This window comes from Proteus sp. G2673, assembly GCF_009915125.1.
Lineage (GTDB): Bacteria > Pseudomonadota > Gammaproteobacteria > Enterobacterales > Enterobacteriaceae > Proteus > Proteus penneri.
The window spans coordinates 1-18,349 of the sequence record NZ_JAABLT010000014.1 but is presented as its reverse complement, the minus strand read 5'-3'; the positions used below and the strand labels follow the sequence as shown (position 1 = coordinate 18,349).

Here is an 18,349-nt window from a genome sequence, read left to right as displayed (position 1 = left end):
TGCTTCTCCTCATGAACCAGACGGCCTAATGTTTAACTATTAGGCCGAATAGTTATTACCAGGACTGAGTCGCTTTGAAGTTTTCTAGCACGCCTTTCAGCTTCGCTTCGATTTCTTCGTTATAAGTACCAGTCTGGTTGATTTCTTTCAATAAATCAGCATGTTCACGAGAGGCATAAGCTAATAAAGCCGCTTCAAATGGCACAACTTTTGAAATTTCAACATCTTCCAGATAACCACGTTCTGCTGCAAACAGTGATAAAGACTGTTGTGCGACAGACATAGGTTCGTACTGTTTCTGTTTCAGCAATTCAGTCACTTTCTGACCGTGGTTCAGCTGTTTACGGGTAGCATCGTCCAGATCGGAAGCGAACTGTGAGAATGCTGCCAGCTCACGATACTGCGCAAGAGCAGTACGGATACCACCAGAAAGTTTCTTCATAATCTTAGTCTGAGCTGCACCACCAACACGAGATACGGAGATCCCTGGGTTAACAGCTGGACGGATACCTGCGTTAAACAGGTTAGATTCTAAGAAGATCTGACCATCGGTAATAGAGATTACGTTCGTAGGAACGAATGCAGAAACGTCCCCTGCTTGCGTTTCGATAATTGGTAACGCAGTCAGAGAGCCGGTTTTACCTTTAACTTCACCATTAGTGAAAGCTTCTACGTACTCAGCATTAACACGAGCAGCACGCTCTAGTAAACGGGAGTGCAGATAGAAAACGTCACCAGGGTATGCTTCACGTCCAGGTGGACGACGAAGTAACAGTGAAATTTGACGGTATGCGACAGCCTGTTTAGACAGGTCATCATAAATAATCAGGGCATCTTCACCACGGTCACGGAAGTATTCACCCATTGCGCAACCTGAATAAGGAGCGAGGTATTGCAGTGCTGCTGATTCTGATGCAGAAGCAACAACAACAATGGTGTTTTCTAACGCGCCATGTTCTTCTAATTTACGAACAACGTTCGAAATAGTAGAGGCTTTCTGACCGATAGCGACATAAATACATTTAATGCCAGAGTCGCGTTGATTGATGATCGCATCGACAGCCAGAGCAGTTTTACCTGTTTGACGGTCACCGATAATCAATTCACGCTGACCACGACCGATTGGGATCATGGCATCGACGGATTTGTAACCTGTTTGTACAGGCTGATCAACTGATTGACGGTCGATAACACCAGGAGCAATCATCTCAACAGGTGAGAATCCATCATGCTCTACTGCACCTTTACCATCAATCGGCTCACCCAGTGTATTTACCACTCGGCCAAGCAGACCACGCCCAACAGGTACTTCCAGAATACGACCTGTACATTTAACTTTCATGCCTTCTGCTAAGTCAGCATAAGGACCCATCACAACCGCACCAACAGAGTCGCGCTCTAAGTTCAGTGCGATAGCGAAACGGTTACCCGGCAGTGCGATCATCTCACCCTGCATAACTTCGGCTAAACCGTGGATACGAATGATACCGTCACTAACGGATACAATCGTACCTTCATTGTGAGCTTCACTCACTACATTGAACTGAGCAATGCGCTGCTTGATCAGTTCGCTGATTTCAGTGGAATTCAGTTGCATATGCTCCAGTCCCCTTAAGACTGCAAGACGTCAGTTAATCGCTCTAAACGGCCACGAATACTGCCATCGATGACGAGGTCACCGGCGCGTATAATCATGCCTGCGATAACAGACTTATCAATTTTGCAATTCAGCTTCACTTTGCGTGATAGACGTTTTTCCATCGCTGCAGAAATGTTAGCTAGCTGCTGTTTAGTTAGCTCAATGGCAGAAGTTACTTCAACGTCAACCGTTGACTCGAGTACTGCGCGCAATTGAATAAATTGGCTCAATACTTCAGGCAACGTTGATAAACGGCCATTATCAGCCATAACACGAATTAAATTCTGAGCATGACCATCTAATTGTTCGCCACAAAGGTCAACAAAGATGTCAGCCAGTTTTTCTGATGCTAAAGAACCAGAAAGTAATTCGGTTACCTGCTCATTGCGTGCTACTTCAGCGGTGAACGCCAGCATAACCTGCCATTTATCGACAGCCTGGTTTTCCACAGCAAAGTCAAAAGCTGCTTTGGCGTAGGGGCGAGCTACCGTTGCTATTTCAGACATGCCCCTCCCTCCTTACAGTTCAGCGACCAGTTTATCAACGATGTCGCTATTAGCAGCTTCATCCACGGAACGTTCAATAATTTTCTCGGCACCTGCGATAGCCAGCATTGCGACTTGTTTACGAAGTTCTTCACGAGCACGTTTACGCTCTGCATCCAATTCGGATTGAGCTTGTGCAACGATCTTACTACGTTCTTGCTCTGCTTCTGCTTTAGCATCTTCAATCATTTGTGTGCGTTGTTTATTCGCTGATTCAATGATTGCTTGAGCTTCTGCTTTTGCTTTCGCTAGCTGATCGCCTGCATCGGCTTTCGCTAAATCTAAGTCCTTTTTAGCACGTTCTGCAGATGATAAACCGTCAGCAATTTCTTTTTGACGTTTTTCAATGGCCGCCATAATTGGTGGCCATACGAATTTCATGCAGAACAAAACAAACAGGACAAATGCGACGGCCTGGCCGAGGATTGTTGCATTTAAATTCACAGCACAATACCTCTTTCTTGGTTATAAACTAACTTGATGCTTTTACTGCTCATTACCATCATTAGGCAACAGCAAACATCACGTAAAGGCCCAGACCCACAGCAATCATTGGGATGGCGTCAACCAGACCCATAACGATAAAGAACTGTGTACGCAGAAGAGGGATCAGATCAGGCTGACGAGCAGCACCTTCTAAAAATTTGCCTCCGAGGATTCCGATACCGATTGCAGCACCGATTGCAGCTAAACCCATCATAATAGCGGCAGCCATGTACAGCAGATCCATACTCAGGTTTTCCATGACAGTCTCCAGTTTGTTTCAGTTATTTCTTCAAAGAGTTAATAATTAATGTTCTTCAGATGCCATCGACAGATAAACAATCGTTAGAACCATGAAAATAAAGGCTTGTAACGTAATAATCAGTATGTGGAATATCGCCCAAGGAAGGCTTAATAACCACTGTGACCACCACGGTAACAGACCAGCAATAAGAATAAAGATCAGTTCACCTGCATACATGTTACCAAACAGTCGAAGACCGAGTGAAACAGGTTTTGATAGCAGGCTTACCCCTTCCAAGATTAAGTTGATAGGAATAAAAATTGGGTGATTAAAAGGCTGTAAAGTCAGCTCTTTAGTAAACCCTTTTATGCCTTTCATCTTAATGCTATAGAAAAGGATCAGGATAAATACACCAATTGCCATCGAAAGAGTAATACTCACGTCCGCAGTCGGAACGATGCGTAACGCAGGTAACCCTAAGATGTGTTCACCGATATAAGGGATGAAGTCGATTGGTAATAAATCCAGGGCATTCATTAACAGCACCCAAACAAACACAGTCAATGCCAAAGGTGCAATGACCTTGCTCTTTCCGTGATACATATCACGGACGCTGCTATCAACGAAACCGATGATCATTTCTACTGCAGTCTGGAATTTTCCCGGTACGCCACTGGTTGCTCTTACTGCTACTTTTCTAAACAGCCATAGGAATAAAGCGCCCATCAGTACTGAAAAGAAAAGTGAGTCAATATTTAACACCCAGAATGATGGCGCATTTTCAGCATGGGGATTGACCAACTCGAAAGTACGTAGGTCCAACTGAAGGTTATTCAGGTGGTGACCTATGTAGTCTCTAGTGGTTAATGCTTCTCCTGATGCAGACATGATGCCAATTACCCTTTTGTTGTTAAAAACGCTAACCGTTAATGACGGCTGGTGCAACGACCTGCATAACAAGCACCGCTAAGTAGGTCATGACCAGTGGTGCAAATGCCGCTTTAAACACTCCTAAAGCAACAATCAGCAAGGTTATTGATAATATAACCTTCAACCCTTCACTGAAAGCAAAAAGCCAGTTTATGCGAACTGGAGATTTTTCTTCGTTGACCTTTTGTAAGCGCATTAACAAAAGAAAAGCAATATTGGGTAACCAACATGCCAACCCGCCTAAAAAAGCCGAAAAACTCCAGTCTGTACTCTTTAATAAGAAACTCGCACTGAGAATAACAAAAGTCATAAACTGCAAAAATAACAGTTTCAGTGCAACTTTCCCGTTGTAGAGGGAGACAGACATGACGTTTGTATTCTCCAGACCTAGCTATCGTAAAAGGTATTACTGAATGATGTATCAAACTGTCTTTGCTATAAAGTGTCAAGTGACAAAAACGAGCAAATTATACGGGGCGTGGCAATGAATTCAATCAATAAGTAGCGAAAAAGTGAAGATTAATTTAAATTTATTACCAAGGTTCCATTTATGAAAAATGATTAAGAACAAAAAGAGTAAAAATAATAGAGCCGAATAAAATAAATAGCGTGACATACATCACAAATATAAAAGTATAAATAAAGCTTATTTCATAAAATATATAACTAAGTTAACAATTAACTGCCGTTTTATGAACAATTTAGTGTCAATTAGAAAAGAATTGACCCATTTTCAATAAAATAAATTCAATATTTTTATAATGCACAGAATTATTAATTTATTTTGGAAATAAAATAAGGAAAACTTAGGCTACAAAGTGAATTAACATAAAAGATAATAAAATGTTATTTTATTGTTTCAATAAGGTAAATTTTAATACTTTCTATAATTCCCCATAAAACAAATGGCGATAACATTGTAAATATTATCGCCAGAGCACAAAAAATGAAAAAATGATCGATGAGACACAAAAAAATGATTAAATAATCACCAAATGTCTTTGTTCATTCAATTCAGGTATAGATAAACTAATCACTTTTTCAGGCATTTTTAATCCATTATCAGCAAGTTCATCTAACTCTTCTTGATGAATTTGTCCTTTCAATGCATAAAAACGACCGTGTTCTTCAGTCACTAAATGAGAGCACCAAGAAAGCATATCATTCATGGAGGCAAATGCTCGGCTGATAACACCATCAAAAGGCTGTTCTGTTTGGTATTCTTCAACACGGTATTGAACTGGCTCGATATTATCAAGTCCTAGTTCGTGCTGAACTTGCTTCATAAAGCGAACGCGTTTACCTAAGCTATCCAATAAGACAAAATGGTGATCGGGACGCATTATTGCCAGTGGAATACCCGGTAATCCAGGTCCTGTCCCCACATCAATAAATTTTTCACCTTCAAGATATTGGCTCACAACAATACTATCCAAAATATGACGAATAAGCATTTGCTGCGGATCTCTCACGGATGTGAGGTTGTAAGCTTTATTCCATTTATCAAGCATAGCGACATAACCCGTGAGTTTTTCAGCTTGAATATCTGTAAGCTCTATATTGGCTTGCTTAGCCAGCTTTTTTAGCCGATTAAGTAAGTCACTCATGATGCGCTCCTGCGTAATAGACCTTGTTTTTTCAACCAAACTAATAAAATGGAAATAGCAGCAGGTGTCACACCAGAGATCCGAGATGCTTGACCGATTGATGTAGGTTTGTGATCGTTTAGTTTCGCAATAACTTCGTTAGATAACCCACTCACTTGTTTGTAGTCAAGATCTATCGGTAATGCCGCGTTTTCGTTACGCTGTTTCTTTTCGATCTCTTCTTGCTGGCGACTAATATAACCTTCGTACTTAACTTGGATTTCAACTTGTTCAGCTGCTTGTGGTTTTGAATCATCAATACCAGGCGCGAAACGAGAGATATTTTTTAGTATGTTGTAAGTCATTTCAGGGCGACGTAATAAATCTTCACCATTAGCTTCTTTGGATAATGGTGTTTTTAGCAATTCATTGATTTCTGAGAGATTATCAGCTTGAGGATGAACCCAAATATTTCTTAAACGCTGACGCTCTTTTTCAACAAGCTCAACTTTTTCACTAAATTCGGCCCAGCGAGTATCATCAACCATGCCTAATTCACGACCAATTTCTGTTAAACGTAAATCAGCATTATCTTCACGTAACATCAAGCGATATTCAGCACGAGAAGTAAACATGCGGTAGGGTTCTTTTGTACCAAGAGTACAAAGATCGTCAACTAATACGCCAATGTATGCTTGATCACGACGTGGGAACCAACCTTCTTGATCAAAGGCATAACGAGCTGCATTAAGCCCTGCAAGCATACCTTGTGCTGCAGCTTCTTCATAACCAGTTGTACCGTTAATTTGGCCAGCAAAGAATAACCCATTGATAAATTTACTTTCTAGCGTTTGTTTTAGATCTCTTGGATCGAAGAAGTCATATTCAATGGCATAACCAGGTCTAATGATCTTCGCATTTTCCATACCTTTCATGGAATTTACGATTTGCATTTGAACATCAAAAGGTAAGCTTGTTGAAATACCATTTGGGTAAATTTCGTTACTCGTTAAACCTTCTGGCTCTAAAAAGATCTGATGTGAATTACGGTCTGCAAATCTCATCACTTTATCTTCAATAGATGGGCAATAACGCGGGCCTATTCCTTCAATGACACCTGCATACATTGGGCTACGATCGAGGTTATTACGAATAACTTCGTGCGTTTTTTCGTTTGTATATGTGATATGGCAAGGCATTTGTTCAGGATGCTGATCCACATTACCTAAAAACGAGAAAACAGGCATTGGAGTATCACCTAACTGAACGGCTAATTGGCTAAAATCAATCGTTCTTGCATCAATACGAGGTGGTGTACCTGTTTTTAAACGACCTACACGTAGAGGTAATTCGCGTAGCCTGTGTGATAACGAAACAGATGGTGGATCACCTGCACGACCACCGCTGTAGTTTTCTAAACCTATATGGATTTTTCCATCAAGGAAAGTTCCTACGGTTAGAACAACAGACTTAGCACGGAATTTTAAGCCCATGCGAGTAACAGCTCCTGTTACTTGGTCGTTTTCAACAATGAGATCTTCAACTGGCTGTTGGAAGATCATTAAATTAGGTTGATTTTCGAGAGTAGTACGAACAGCTTGGCGATAAAGAACACGGTCTGCTTGTGCTCTTGTTGCTCTTACAGCTGGCCCCTTACTTGCGTTAAGGGTTCTAAATTGGATCCCTGCATGGTCAATTGCAGTTGCCATTAATCCACCCATCGCATCGATCTCTTTTACCAGATGCCCTTTACCAATCCCACCAATAGCTGGGTTACAAGACATTTGGCCCAAAGTATCAATATTGTGGGTCAGTAATAGGGTTTGACGCCCCATACGAGCTGCAGCCATAGCGGCTTCTGTACCGGCGTGACCACCACCGATGACAATGACGTCAAAGTGTTCTGGATAAAACATGTGTGAACCTTAAATGTTACGAATGCTGAATGTGTTGCATTGGGAAAACGAATTCTACTCAACTTTTTGACAGATACAAGCGAGCAGATCCGCAGGTAATTATTTAAAGATCTTTTTATTTAAAGATCTCTTTATTAGATCTTTTATTAAGGAAGCGATCCTCTGTGGATAAGTGGATTTTCTATTTAAAGATCATAAAACTGTAAAGGATCATATACTGTGAATGATCCGTGATCTATCTGCTGATAAGCTGGGATCAAAATGATGACTTATGCACAGGTCATTTCTTGATATAGCCTTATACAATGGATAACTACGGGTTAACCCCTGCTTTTAAGCTGAGTTATCCACATCTGTTTGCTGTTTTTTTGTGCAATTTAAAGTAAATTTTTCCAAGAAGCTATCCATTCTTCAGCTGGATCTTCCGGAATGTCATACTTTTGAATATCAATTTCGAGACGATCACCAAGGCGAGTAGCCCCTTTTTCTATTAATTTTTGATCCAAAGTCCTGATCGCACCACAGAAAGTGTCATATTCACTACTTCCTATACCGATAGCACCAAAAGAGACATTGCTAAGATCAATAGAGTCTGCCGAAATCTCATCAGCAAAAGGCTGTAGGTTGTCAGGAATATCACCTGCACCATGTGTGGAAGTAACCACCAGCCAGATCCCTTCATTAGGAAGATCATTAAGTGAAGGGCCATGGTGTAAATCAGTCTCAAAACCTTCCTCAGATAAGATCTCTGCAAGGTGTTCTGCGACATATTCAGCACTACCCATGGTACTGCCACTAATTAGAGTGACTTTTTTCATTAATGATCTCCTTATGTTCAAGACGCGCTATTGTACGCTGTGAATCACTTGGGATCTACCTGTGGATAATGTGGTTATAAAAAAAAATAAGAATTTACCCTTATGGCTTGATCGTCCTTATTATCGGGTTTTGCAGTGAGATCAATGTTTCAGTTGATTGAATTTCATCAATTGTCTGAATTTTGTTGATAAGTACATCTTGTAGTGCTTCTATGCTTTTACACATTACCTTAATAAAAATGCTGTATTGTCCTGTTGTGTAGTACACCTCTACGACTTCATCTAACTTATCTAATTTATCTAATGCTGTATGGTAATCTTTTGCACTCTTTAAAATGATGCCAATAAAGCAACAGACATCAAAACCTAATTGTTTTGCACTGATATCAACACGTGTTCCCGTAATAATTCCCGCTTGCTTCATTTTCTCTACACGAACATGAATTGTGCCTGGGCTTACTTCGAATTTTTTGGCTAATTCAGCGTAAGGTGTTCTCGCATTCGCCATTAATGCGTGAAGTATGTCACGATCGAGATTATCGATCTGATAAATATTGTCCATAAACTCCTCCTGTTTTTGACGATAATACATTTTTATAGCGTTATTTTTAACGATTTAAAACAAGCAAGGCTATTTTTAATGAAGTATATTGAATTTAGTGTCTGTTTTGTTGCTTAATCTATATCAGCGAAACACGACATCACCACTAGGGATATAAAAAATGGAAAAATCATTCATTCAGACTCAACAGCAAATTAGCTTTGTTAAATCATATTTTTCTCGTCTGCTGGAAAAAGAATTAGGATTAATTGAAGTTCAAGGACCGATCTTAAGTCGCCTTGGTGATGGAACTCAAGATAACTTATCTGGGCATGAGAAGGCGGTACAAGTTAAAGTCAAATCTTTACCAGATTCTACCTTTGAAGTTGTCCATTCATTAGCAAAATGGAAACGTAAAACATTAGGTCGTTTTGGATTTAGTTCTGGTCAGGGCCTTTATACACATATGAAAGCGTTGCGACCAGACGAAGATCGCTTAACTCAGATCCACTCTGTCTATGTTGATCAGTGGGACTGGGAAAAAGTGATGGAAGCTAAGGATCGTACAGTTCCTTATCTTAAGCAGACAGTGGGTAAAATTTATCAGGCAATAAAAGAAACTGAAAAAGCCGTCAGCGAAGAATTTGGTCTGGTACCGTTCCTGCCAGATCAAATTCAATTTATCCACACTGAAGAGTTATTGCGTCGTTATCCTGACCTTGATGCTAAAGGTCGTGAAAAAGCGATAGCAAAAGAATATGGTGCCGTTTTCTTAATTGGTATTGGTGGAAAACTTTCAAGTGGTGAATCTCATGATGTCAGAGCACCTGATTATGATGACTGGACGACACCAAACGAAGATGGATTTGAAGGTTTAAACGGTGACATTTTAGTCTGGAACCCAATATTACAAGATGCTTTTGAGTTGTCATCAATGGGTATCCGTGTCGATCCTGAAACATTAATGCGTCAGTTAACATTAACCGATGATACTAAGCGCCTAGAGCTTGATTGGCACAAAGCATTAATGCATGGCGATATGCCACAAACTATTGGTGGTGGTATAGGCCAATCGCGTTTAGTGATGCTACTTCTACAAAAAGAGCATATTGGTCAAGTACAGTGCGGTGTGTGGGAAAAAGACACCCGTTTAGCTTTCGCTGATATGCTGTAATTATTGGCGCCAGCGCCGAAGTAAGCGACTTTTTAATCCAGTATCAAAACGCCATATATGGTCAAAGATTTTCATGATACTGGGTTTACCGTAATTGGATAGGGTTACCGCATGGAAGCGATTGTGCTGTTGCTGTTGGCTTTTTTTGATTTTGTTGATTAGGTTTTCGGGTAACCTTTGGGCAACAAAGTCAGAAATAACAACAGCATCAGCATCTTTCCATGTTGGGCTATTTAGTTTTTCTACGACATTATCTAAACAAGCACTTAAGTCTGTACCTCCTCTAAATGACTGATTCAAAAACTTGATAAGTTCTTGCAGGCCATTAGACGATGACAATTGATAATGCACAGTTTCAGTAGAAAATAACATAACATGACATGAACGATTATCAGCTAGCGCTATTTTCATCAATGCTAATCCAAAGGCTTTAGCACACTGTTCGTTAAATCCTCCCATCGAACCTGATGTATCAATACATACAATAAAAGGCCCTCTTGGTCTTTCTTCATCATGATGATGAGTTACTGGGCGTAATACCGTCCGCTCTTGCCAATTATCACCTTGTAATCGATAGGTATTGAGCTGCTTCTCTACAAGTTTTCGATAAAACTCATGTTCGATTTCATTAATACCTAATAAGGCGAGTTCTGCGGGAAGCAAACGTAAGATATCATCACTAAGTCCTATTCCATTGACTTGCTCTGGTGTGGTATCTGGTGCTTTTTCAACAATAGTTATAGGTTCAAAAATAACGCTCTCTTCAGGAAGAGATTTAGCTGTTTTGCTACGACCGAGCAAACTTGCAAGTTTATGTAATTCGGGTTGTTGATCGAGAAAGTCGCTATAACGTTGAATAATTTTCTCATCAAAAGGGGTTTTTGTTAAAACGCCTTTACTCATATCCCATAAACGCCCTGCTGCGCGTTCATTTTCTGAAAATGTGTTACTTAAGCTTCCACTTAGCGCTAAACGTTCTTGAAGCTCAGCAAGGAGCTGCTCTTGTTCTTGGTCAAATAAGGCTTTGTGTAAGGCAGTGACTTGGAAAATTAAACTTACCCGCCAGTGTTGCATAAATAAAGCTTGTTGAGCTGGAGAAAAAGGTTTGTTTGTTTTGATTAATTGAGAGGCTTCTTCAATAAAAGAAGAATCTAACTTATTTAACTCAATAAGAATATGTTCAACTTGTTGATTAAATATCGCATTACCTAATGACTGGGTTTGTTGATAAAGGGCAAATTCATCAGCAATCATTGTAGGTACTAACGTCTCTTTTACTCTTTGCTGTAAGCTTTTTTTCCATTGGTGGATATCTTTAAGTAAGGCTTTTTTGAGTCTTGGATGTTTTTCAAAAAACACCGCTAATTGAGGTGATGCAAGTATAGCAACAATAACTTCCTCAATAAGCTGCCCTTCATTTATGGCTAAAAGCATATCTAATGTTGAAAGTGTCAGCATAATATCATTACTTTATTTGGCTTTTTAATTGCGATAATTTTTCATTAAGCTGAACAAAACTTTGTTCAATGGAAATAAGCCAATCATTATCAATAAATAAATTCGGTTGATGATGATTAAATTTTTCTTGTTCACTATAAATTTCTTGAGCCAGATCTTTTAATTTATCTTGCCACTCTTGGTTATCTTCAATAGGAACAGCAGGTGCTGTCTCTTTTTGTTGATAAAGAGATGTTGTTCGACGGCTCACATCCATAATTTCTAATACACCATCTTGGCGTATTTGTGCGTTAATTGATTGTGGGAAACCAATACCATTTAAACGCGCTAATAACTCATCCCCTTTAGCCAAAAAGTTTTCTAATGCTTTTTTCTCAAGAGTAATAAAGTTAACTTGAATACTATGGATATGTAGAGGGATATGTAAAAACAAGGTGAATTTATCAGCCTGCATTTTATCTGATAGGCTAAAGTGTGCATTTCGTCCAAACATTCCACTTTGTTTTTCAAAACGAAAAGCTTGTTGATCTTGTTTGCTTCTCGTTGATTGCATCCACTCAGCCCACAAACTCTCTGTTTTTCTGATCAATTCTAGCTGGTGGTAAGCTTGTTCTGTTAAAAGGCTTTGTAATAATTTATCTAATAATGCAAATGATGCTTGGTCATGCCAGAGGCAATCTTTTAATAAAATAAGATCTAATGGTGAAATAGCACTACGGCCATTAAAAAAGGCGCTAGCTTGTAAAAGGCGTACTGCTTTTTTCCAACGTCTATCAGAAACATAAGGGGCAGCATCACTTTTATCTAAAGCCTCACGAAGTTGATAAATTAAATCAAATAAGTGGTCATCTAATGTGATTTTTTCTAATTCTGATTGCCAGCGTGAAAATTCTTCTGTGGTAATTTGAAGATGGGCCGGAATATGGAAAGAGCCAACTTCTTTATTAACGAGTAAAGCGCGAAAGTTTTTCTTATCTTGAACTTTTGTTAACCAAATACGAATGAGCATTCGGTCATAAAGCGCTTCAAGGCTACTATCTGAATCAGGTAATTCATTCGAAGCTGAAACTAATAAGCGCATTGGGATGCTGACTTCAGTTTCCCCATTTCTAAATTTACGCTCATTAATCGCCGTTAATAACGTATTAAGAATAGCGGGTCCTGCTTTCCAAATTTCATCAAGAAAGACAACTTCAGCATCAGGCAAATATCCCTCAATCAAACGCTGATATTTCCCTTCATCTTTTAAAGCTTGAATAGATAAAGGACCAAAAATTTCTTCAGGTGTTGAAAAACGCGTCATCAAGTATTCAAAAGCTTTAGCTTCTTTAAAGGCTTCTTTCATTCTTCTGGCTATTAAGCTTTTAGCAATACCAGGGGGGCCAAGTAAGAAAACACTCTCACCACTCAGTGCTGCAAGTAGACAAAGACGGATAGCTGACTGCCGCTCATAAAGCCCAGTTTCAAGATATTGGCTAAGTTGTGAAATCCGCTCTGCAAGTTGCATAAACACTCCTAATAATGGGTACTTATTTTCATTATTCCCTGAAAATATCAGAAAGGGATTGCTGACATATAGTCAAACATTCTATTAGCACACAAATTGTTTATAACAAAAATCGATTCAGCTTCCTACTGCTTATTTTGGTTCTTTTTTGTTTTACTAGCGAAACGTTTCGATAGTGATCACGTTTTTTCATTAATGTTGCTGAGATGATCGGTTTAAAATATTGCATGTTATTTATTCAGTGCATTTAGAATTTATTATTGAGAGTAAGGAAAAATCATGGAAGCGAAGAAACTTGTGATTTTAGGTAGTGTTAATGCTGATCATATTCTTAATGTTGCCCATTTTCCGCTTCCTGGTGAAACCATTTCAGGTAACCAATTTCAAATGGTATTTGGCGGTAAAGGAGCTAATCAGGCGGTCGCTGCTGGGCGTTGTGGTGCGAATATTTCTTTTCTTGCTTGTTTAGGAAATGACGATATTGGCAAAAAAGCCAAAGCTCAATTAATCACAGATAACATTGATACCAAGAGTATTGAGTTAATTGACGATGTAGCAACAGGTGTTGCGTTGATTTTCGTTAATCAACAGGGTGAAAATGTTATAGGTATTCATGCTGGTGCTAATGGGCGATTAGATACAAATTACGTTCAGCGCCATGGGAATATTATAAAAGAAGCTGATGCTCTGTTAATGCAATTAGAATCGCCACTTGATTCTGTATTAAAAGCGGCTGAAATAGCGAAACAAGAAAATGTGCAAGTAATACTAAATCCTGCACCTGCTCAAGCATTACCTGATGAGTTATTATCTCTTGTCGATATTATTACTCCAAATGAAACAGAAACTGAATATCTGACAGGAATTAAAGTCATAGACGATGAAAGTGCTCAACAAGCAGCGGATGCTCTCCATCATAAAGGTATTAAAACAGTGCTGATTACATTAGGAAGCCGTGGAGTTTGGGTTAGCGAGCAAAATAGTAAAGGTTGTATTGTTCCTGCATTTAAAGTGAAAGCTATTGATACTATCGCAGCAGGCGATACATTTAATGGCGCATTAATTACCGCTTTATTAGAGGGGCAATCTATAATGCCAGCGATTAGGTTTGCTCATGCTGCAGCTGCCATTGCTGTTACTCGAGCAGGCGCTCAGCCATCAGTACCTTGGCGTCATGAAGTGGATACTTTTTTAGCATCATCCTTGTAGTGTATTTTTTCTATCTATATATAAAGAAAAAGAGAGCTTATGCTCTCTTTTTAGTTTGAACAAAACTATCAGGCTTTTTTCTTTTTGTTCGTTAGGTTATCACCATCATGTTTATCGAGGAGTAAAAACACGAAGGAGGACAGTAATGTAATAATACCTACCGTAATAAAAGTATAGTGGAAGTTATCAACAGTAGAGCCAACGTTTTCAGTATCAAAATATCCTAAAATAGACGCACTGACAGCAATACCAAAACTAATAGCCAGCTGTTGAGTAACAGCTAAAACACTATTTCCTGAACTTGCATTATTATCTGTTAAGTCAGCCAATGAAATTGTATTCATCGACGTAAATTGTATCGACATGACCACGCCTAATAAAAAGAGTGGGATAATAAGATAGTAAATAGACATGTCAGGAGATTGAAGTGAAAATTGAGCGATCATCAAACCAATAATAATAGTGATAGCAAAGAGCGTTCGGCGATAGCTAAATTTCACTAAGATCTTTGTGACAAATGATTTGGCTAAAATAGAGCCCAAAGCCATTGGTGCCAGCATCATACCGGAAACAATTGCAGGGTAGCCAAAACCCACTTGCAACATAAGTGGCATTAAGAAAGGAATACACCCAGTTCCTAATCTTGTTGCAATATTACCTGCAATCCCGACAGAGAAGGTCCGTGTTTTAAAAATATTTAATGGGATCAGAGGCTGCTGGTGGCGTCTTGCATGATTAATATATAAACCAAGTAGAGAAAAACCACCTAAAATAACGGCTATAGGGATATAGCGAGAGATATTTTTATCACCAAAAAGATCAAGGCTAACGGAAAGCATCACTAAGCCAAAGCCAAAGAAAATAAAACCCAGTAAATCGAATTTGCGTTTTGGCATAGTAAAATTAGGCATATGCTTTATGGCATAGAAAATACCTAATAGGCCAATAGGAATATTTATAATAAATATCCAATGCCAAGAGGCATAAGTAACTAATACCCCACCTAAAAGAGGTCCTACTATAGGACCTACTAATCCTGGCATTGTGACAAAATTGAGAATAGGAAGTAATTCGCTACGTGGATAAGCTCTTAATAAAGCAAGGCGTGCAACGGGCATCATCATTGCGCCACCTATACCTTGTATAATTCGTGAAATAACAAGAAAAGCAAGGTTAGGAGAAAGTGCACATAATAAAGATCCACCTGAAAATAAAGAAACCGCAATAATAAAAACTTTACGCGTTCCAAATCTATCAGCTAACCATCCACTGACGGGGATTAATAATGCAACAGTTAAGGTATAGCTGATAACAGCCGATTGCATAGCGAGAGGAGAATGGTTAAGGCTTTTTGCTATGTCTGGTAATGCCGTATTAAGAATAGTTGCATCGAGAGCTTGCATAAAAAAAGCCATTGCAGCAATCCAAGGCAACCCAGACATATTTTTGGCAGATTTCAACATGAAGCATATACCGTCTTTATTCTATATTCTATATTTTGATTATCGCTTCATTATAAACAGAAAACCTATAAAATTTGTATTAAAACTATTCAATCACTTGTTAATAAGATTAAACAGAGGTCGCGTGCTTTATTTCCATCACCATCAATAATAGCTTGAACAATTTGGTTATGTGTTTCCGGTTGAACAGTTTCATTACCCACAATAAGATCAAAATACTTTTTATAAGCAGAAAGAAATAATGAGCCGAAAGAGGCAAAGAATGGATTGCCACTTGCTTGATAAATAAGATAGTGAAATTGAGTATCGATATCTAGCCAATGTTGTCTATCAAAATTCTCATCAAGTAACAGCATTTCTCTACCAAACAAAACAAGAGACTGTTTTTGGCTTTCGGTTGCATTAAATGCGGCTAAATAACAGGCTTGAGGTTCAATAGCTAAACGAACATGATGGAAATAATGGCTGACCTTATTAAATTCACCACTGTCTATCCACCAATTAAGAAGATCATTATCTAATAGATTCCAATTTTGCATTGGCGTAACACGAGTACCTATTCGTGGACGAGGTAAAAGCATTCCTTTAGCCGCAAGCATTTTTATTGCTTCTCGAATAACAGTCCTGCTGACGGAGAGTAATTCTGCTAATTCTATTTCTCCAGGTAATAAAGATTCAGGCTCATAGTGACCAGAAAGAATTTGTTTACCTAATTTTTCAGCAACTATATAAGAAAGATTCTTTTGAGAAGCTGAACGTTGTTCGCTAAATTGCATAATAAAGGTTACCTATACCATAATTTATCTTCTATCTTACGTGAGTCTGCTAGAGAAAGCTGTTCGGATTTTACGCCATCAGCATAAAATTAGAGCGTTTTTCTTTATTTTGTTGAAAAAAAAAGCGAACGGAAAAAAAATTGAAATAAACACTTGCGCTAATCCGAGATCTCCCTATAATGCGCATCCACTGACCGGCGATGAGCAAACAACAAGCCACGCAGGACAGTGAAGAGAAAAGAAAAAAGTTTGAAAAAACTCTTGACTCTTCAGAGGAATAGCGTAATATACGCCTCCTCGCAACAACGCAGAAGACCGGAAACGGCAGCGAAGGTTGCACTGCTCTTTAACAAATTATCAGACAATCTGTGTGGGCACTCGCAGAGACGATATCTTCTAAAATATTAGATGTATCAAGTCTTGAAGAGTGAACAACAAAAGTAAATTCATTTATGAATAGCTAAGTTTTCGATTTCTTTGAGCATCAAACACTTTTAATTGAAGAGTTTGATCATGGCTCAGATTGAACGCTGGCGGCAGGCCTAACACATGCAAGTCGAGCGGTAACAGAAGAAAGCTTGCTTTCTTGCTGACGAGCGGCGGACGGGTGAGTAATGTATGGGGATCTGCCCGATAGAGGGGGATAACTACTGGAAACGGTGGCTAATACCGCATGACGTCTACGGACCAAAGCAGGGGCTCTTCGGACCTTGCGCTATCGGATGAACCCATATGGGATTAGCTAGTAGGTGAGGTAAAGGCTCACCTAGGCGACGATCTCTAGCTGGTCTGAGAGGATGATCAGCCACACTGGGACTGAGACACGGCCCAGACTCCTACGGGAGGCAGCAGTGGGGAATATTGCACAATGGGCGCAAGCCTGATGCAGCCATGCCGCGTGTATGAAGAAGGCCTTAGGGTTGTAAAGTACTTTCAGCGGGGAGGAAGGTGATAAAGTTAATACCTTTATCAATTGACGTTACCCGCAGAAGAAGCACCGGCTAACTCCGTGCCAGCAGCCGCGGTAATACGGAGGGTGCAAGCGTTAATCGGAATTACTGGGCGTAAAGCGCACGCAGGCGGTCAATTAAGTCAGATGTGAAAGCCCCGAGCTTAACTTGGGAATTGCATCTGAAACTGGTTGGCTAGAGTCTTGTAGAGGGGGGTAGAATTCCATGTGTAGCGGTGAAATGCGTAGAGATGTGGAGGAATACCGGTGGCGAAGGCGGCCCCCTGGACAAAGACTGACGCTCAGGTGCGAAAGCGTGGGGAGCAAACAGGATTAGATACCCTGGTAGTCCACGCTGTAAACGATGTCGATTTAGAGGTTGTGGTCTTGAACCGTGGCTTCTGGAGCTAACGCGTTAAATCGACCGCCTGGGGAGTACGGCCGCAAGGTTAAAACTCAAATGAATTGACGGGGGCCCGCACAAGCGGTGGAGCATGTGGTTTAATTCGATGCAACGCGAAGAACCTTACCTACTCTTGACATCCAGCGGATCCTTTAGAGATAGAGGAGTGCCTTCGGGAACGCTGAGACAGGTGCTGCATGGCTGTCGTCAGCTCGTGTTGTGAAATGTTGGGTTAAGTCCCGCAACGAGCGCAACCCTTATCCTTTGTTGCCAGCGCGTGATGGCGGGAACTCAAAGGAGACTGCCGGTGATAAACCGGAGGAAGGTGGGGATGACGTCAAGTCATCATGGCCCTTACGAGTAGGGCTACACACGTGCTACAATGGCAGATACAAAGAGAAGCGACCTCGCGAGAGCAAGCGGAACTCATAAAGTCTGTCGTAGTCCGGATTGGAGTCTGCAACTCGACTCCATGAAGTCGGAATCGCTAGTAATCGTAGATCAGAATGCTACGGTGAATACGTTCCCGGGCCTTGTACACACCGCCCGTCACACCATGGGAGTGGGTTGCAAAAGAAGTAGGTAGCTTAACCTTCGGGAGGGCGCTTACCACTTTGTGATTCATGACTGGGGTGAAGTCGTAACAAGGTAACCGTAGGGGAACCTGCGGTTGGATCACCTCCTTACCTAAGAGATACGTGTTATGTG

General features: G+C 40.1%; 16 protein-coding genes and 1 rRNA gene. 3 read left to right on the top strand and 14 right to left on the bottom strand.

Annotation, left to right across the window (positions count from 1 at the left end; translation table 11 throughout):
* Positions 1-55: 55 nt before the first annotated feature.
* From atpA to asnC, 10 genes are all read right to left on the bottom strand, one after another.
* Positions 56-1,597 carry a F0F1 ATP synthase subunit alpha gene (gene atpA / locus GWI59_RS07025; protein ID WP_006534343.1) on the bottom strand — a complete coding sequence of 514 codons (1,542 nt, stop codon included), beginning with the start codon at positions 1,595-1,597 and terminating at the stop codon, positions 56-58.
* A gap of 14 nt (positions 1,598-1,611) precedes the next feature.
* Positions 1,612-2,145, bottom strand: a complete 534-nt coding sequence (gene atpH / locus GWI59_RS07020) for a F0F1 ATP synthase subunit delta (RefSeq protein ID WP_006534344.1) — start codon at positions 2,143-2,145, stop codon at positions 1,612-1,614.
* Positions 2,146-2,157: 12 nt separating this feature from the next.
* Entirely contained in the window at positions 2,158-2,628 is a 471-nt protein-coding gene (gene atpF / locus GWI59_RS07015) for a F0F1 ATP synthase subunit B (protein WP_036914499.1), read from the bottom strand.
* 61 nt (positions 2,629-2,689) lie between these two features.
* Positions 2,690-2,929: a F0F1 ATP synthase subunit C gene (atpE, locus tag GWI59_RS07010; RefSeq protein WP_004246596.1), complete on the bottom strand. Its 240-nt coding sequence runs from the start codon at positions 2,927-2,929 to the stop codon at positions 2,690-2,692.
* A gap of 45 nt (positions 2,930-2,974) precedes the next feature.
* Complete coding sequence (gene atpB, locus GWI59_RS07005; RefSeq protein ID WP_023583322.1) at positions 2,975-3,799, bottom strand: F0F1 ATP synthase subunit A; 825 nt, start codon at positions 3,797-3,799, stop codon at positions 2,975-2,977.
* Positions 3,800-3,830: 31 nt separating this feature from the next.
* Positions 3,831-4,208 carry a F0F1 ATP synthase subunit I gene (gene atpI / locus GWI59_RS07000; protein ID WP_109848218.1) on the bottom strand — a complete coding sequence of 126 codons (378 nt, stop codon included), beginning with the start codon at positions 4,206-4,208 and terminating at the stop codon, positions 3,831-3,833.
* 613 nt (positions 4,209-4,821) lie between these two features.
* Positions 4,822-5,448, bottom strand: coding sequence for a 16S rRNA (guanine(527)-N(7))-methyltransferase RsmG (gene rsmG, locus GWI59_RS06995; RefSeq protein ID WP_072065229.1), 627 nt, complete (start codon positions 5,446-5,448; stop codon positions 4,822-4,824).
* Complete coding sequence (gene mnmG, locus GWI59_RS06990; protein WP_109848217.1) at positions 5,445-7,343, bottom strand: tRNA uridine-5-carboxymethylaminomethyl(34) synthesis enzyme MnmG; 1,899 nt, start codon at positions 7,341-7,343, stop codon at positions 5,445-5,447. Before mnmG ends, rsmG begins: the two co-directional genes overlap by 4 nt.
* Before the next feature lie 377 nt (positions 7,344-7,720).
* Positions 7,721-8,161, bottom strand: coding sequence for an FMN-binding protein MioC (mioC, locus tag GWI59_RS06985; RefSeq protein WP_006534353.1), 441 nt, complete (start codon positions 8,159-8,161; stop codon positions 7,721-7,723).
* A gap of 100 nt (positions 8,162-8,261) precedes the next feature.
* Positions 8,262-8,723, bottom strand: coding sequence for a transcriptional regulator AsnC (gene asnC, locus GWI59_RS06980; RefSeq protein WP_069367404.1), 462 nt, complete (start codon positions 8,721-8,723; stop codon positions 8,262-8,264).
* A 160-nt stretch (positions 8,724-8,883) separates the two neighbouring features.
* Here asnC and asnA point away from each other — a divergent pair, with 160 nt between their 5' ends.
* Positions 8,884-9,876 carry an aspartate--ammonia ligase gene (asnA, locus tag GWI59_RS06975; protein ID WP_072065232.1) on the top strand — a complete coding sequence of 331 codons (993 nt, stop codon included), beginning with the start codon at positions 8,884-8,886 and terminating at the stop codon, positions 9,874-9,876.
* Here the strand turns inward: asnA and viaA are convergent, their stop codons facing one another.
* A complete protein-coding gene (viaA, locus tag GWI59_RS06970) occupies positions 9,877-11,334 on the bottom strand; it encodes an ATPase RavA stimulator ViaA (RefSeq protein ID WP_161724338.1) in 1,458 nt (485 codons plus the stop codon). It abuts the gene before it with no gap.
* A gap of 7 nt (positions 11,335-11,341) precedes the next feature.
* On the bottom strand, positions 11,342-12,841 hold the full coding sequence (gene ravA / locus GWI59_RS06965; RefSeq protein WP_109848215.1) for an ATPase RavA: 1,500 nt from the start codon (positions 12,839-12,841) through the stop codon (positions 11,342-11,344).
* Between the two features lie 279 nt (positions 12,842-13,120).
* Here ravA and rbsK point away from each other — a divergent pair, with 279 nt between their 5' ends.
* The gene (gene rbsK, locus GWI59_RS06960; RefSeq protein ID WP_006534360.1) at positions 13,121-14,050 is read left to right on the top strand and encodes a ribokinase; all 930 of its coding nucleotides are present in this window, start codon (positions 13,121-13,123) and stop codon (positions 14,048-14,050) included.
* A 68-nt stretch (positions 14,051-14,118) separates the two neighbouring features.
* Here the strand turns inward: rbsK and mdtD are convergent, their stop codons facing one another.
* Positions 14,119-15,513 carry a multidrug transporter subunit MdtD gene (mdtD, locus tag GWI59_RS06955; RefSeq protein ID WP_161724336.1) on the bottom strand — a complete coding sequence of 465 codons (1,395 nt, stop codon included), beginning with the start codon at positions 15,511-15,513 and terminating at the stop codon, positions 14,119-14,121.
* Between the two features lie 89 nt (positions 15,514-15,602).
* Positions 15,603-16,289: a FadR/GntR family transcriptional regulator gene (locus tag GWI59_RS06950; RefSeq protein WP_072065236.1), complete on the bottom strand. Its 687-nt coding sequence runs from the start codon at positions 16,287-16,289 to the stop codon at positions 15,603-15,605.
* Between the two features lie 495 nt (positions 16,290-16,784).
* Between GWI59_RS06950 and GWI59_RS06945 the strand changes: the two genes are divergently transcribed.
* Positions 16,785-18,327 (top strand): 16S ribosomal RNA (locus GWI59_RS06945).
* Positions 18,328-18,349 lie beyond the last annotated feature (22 nt).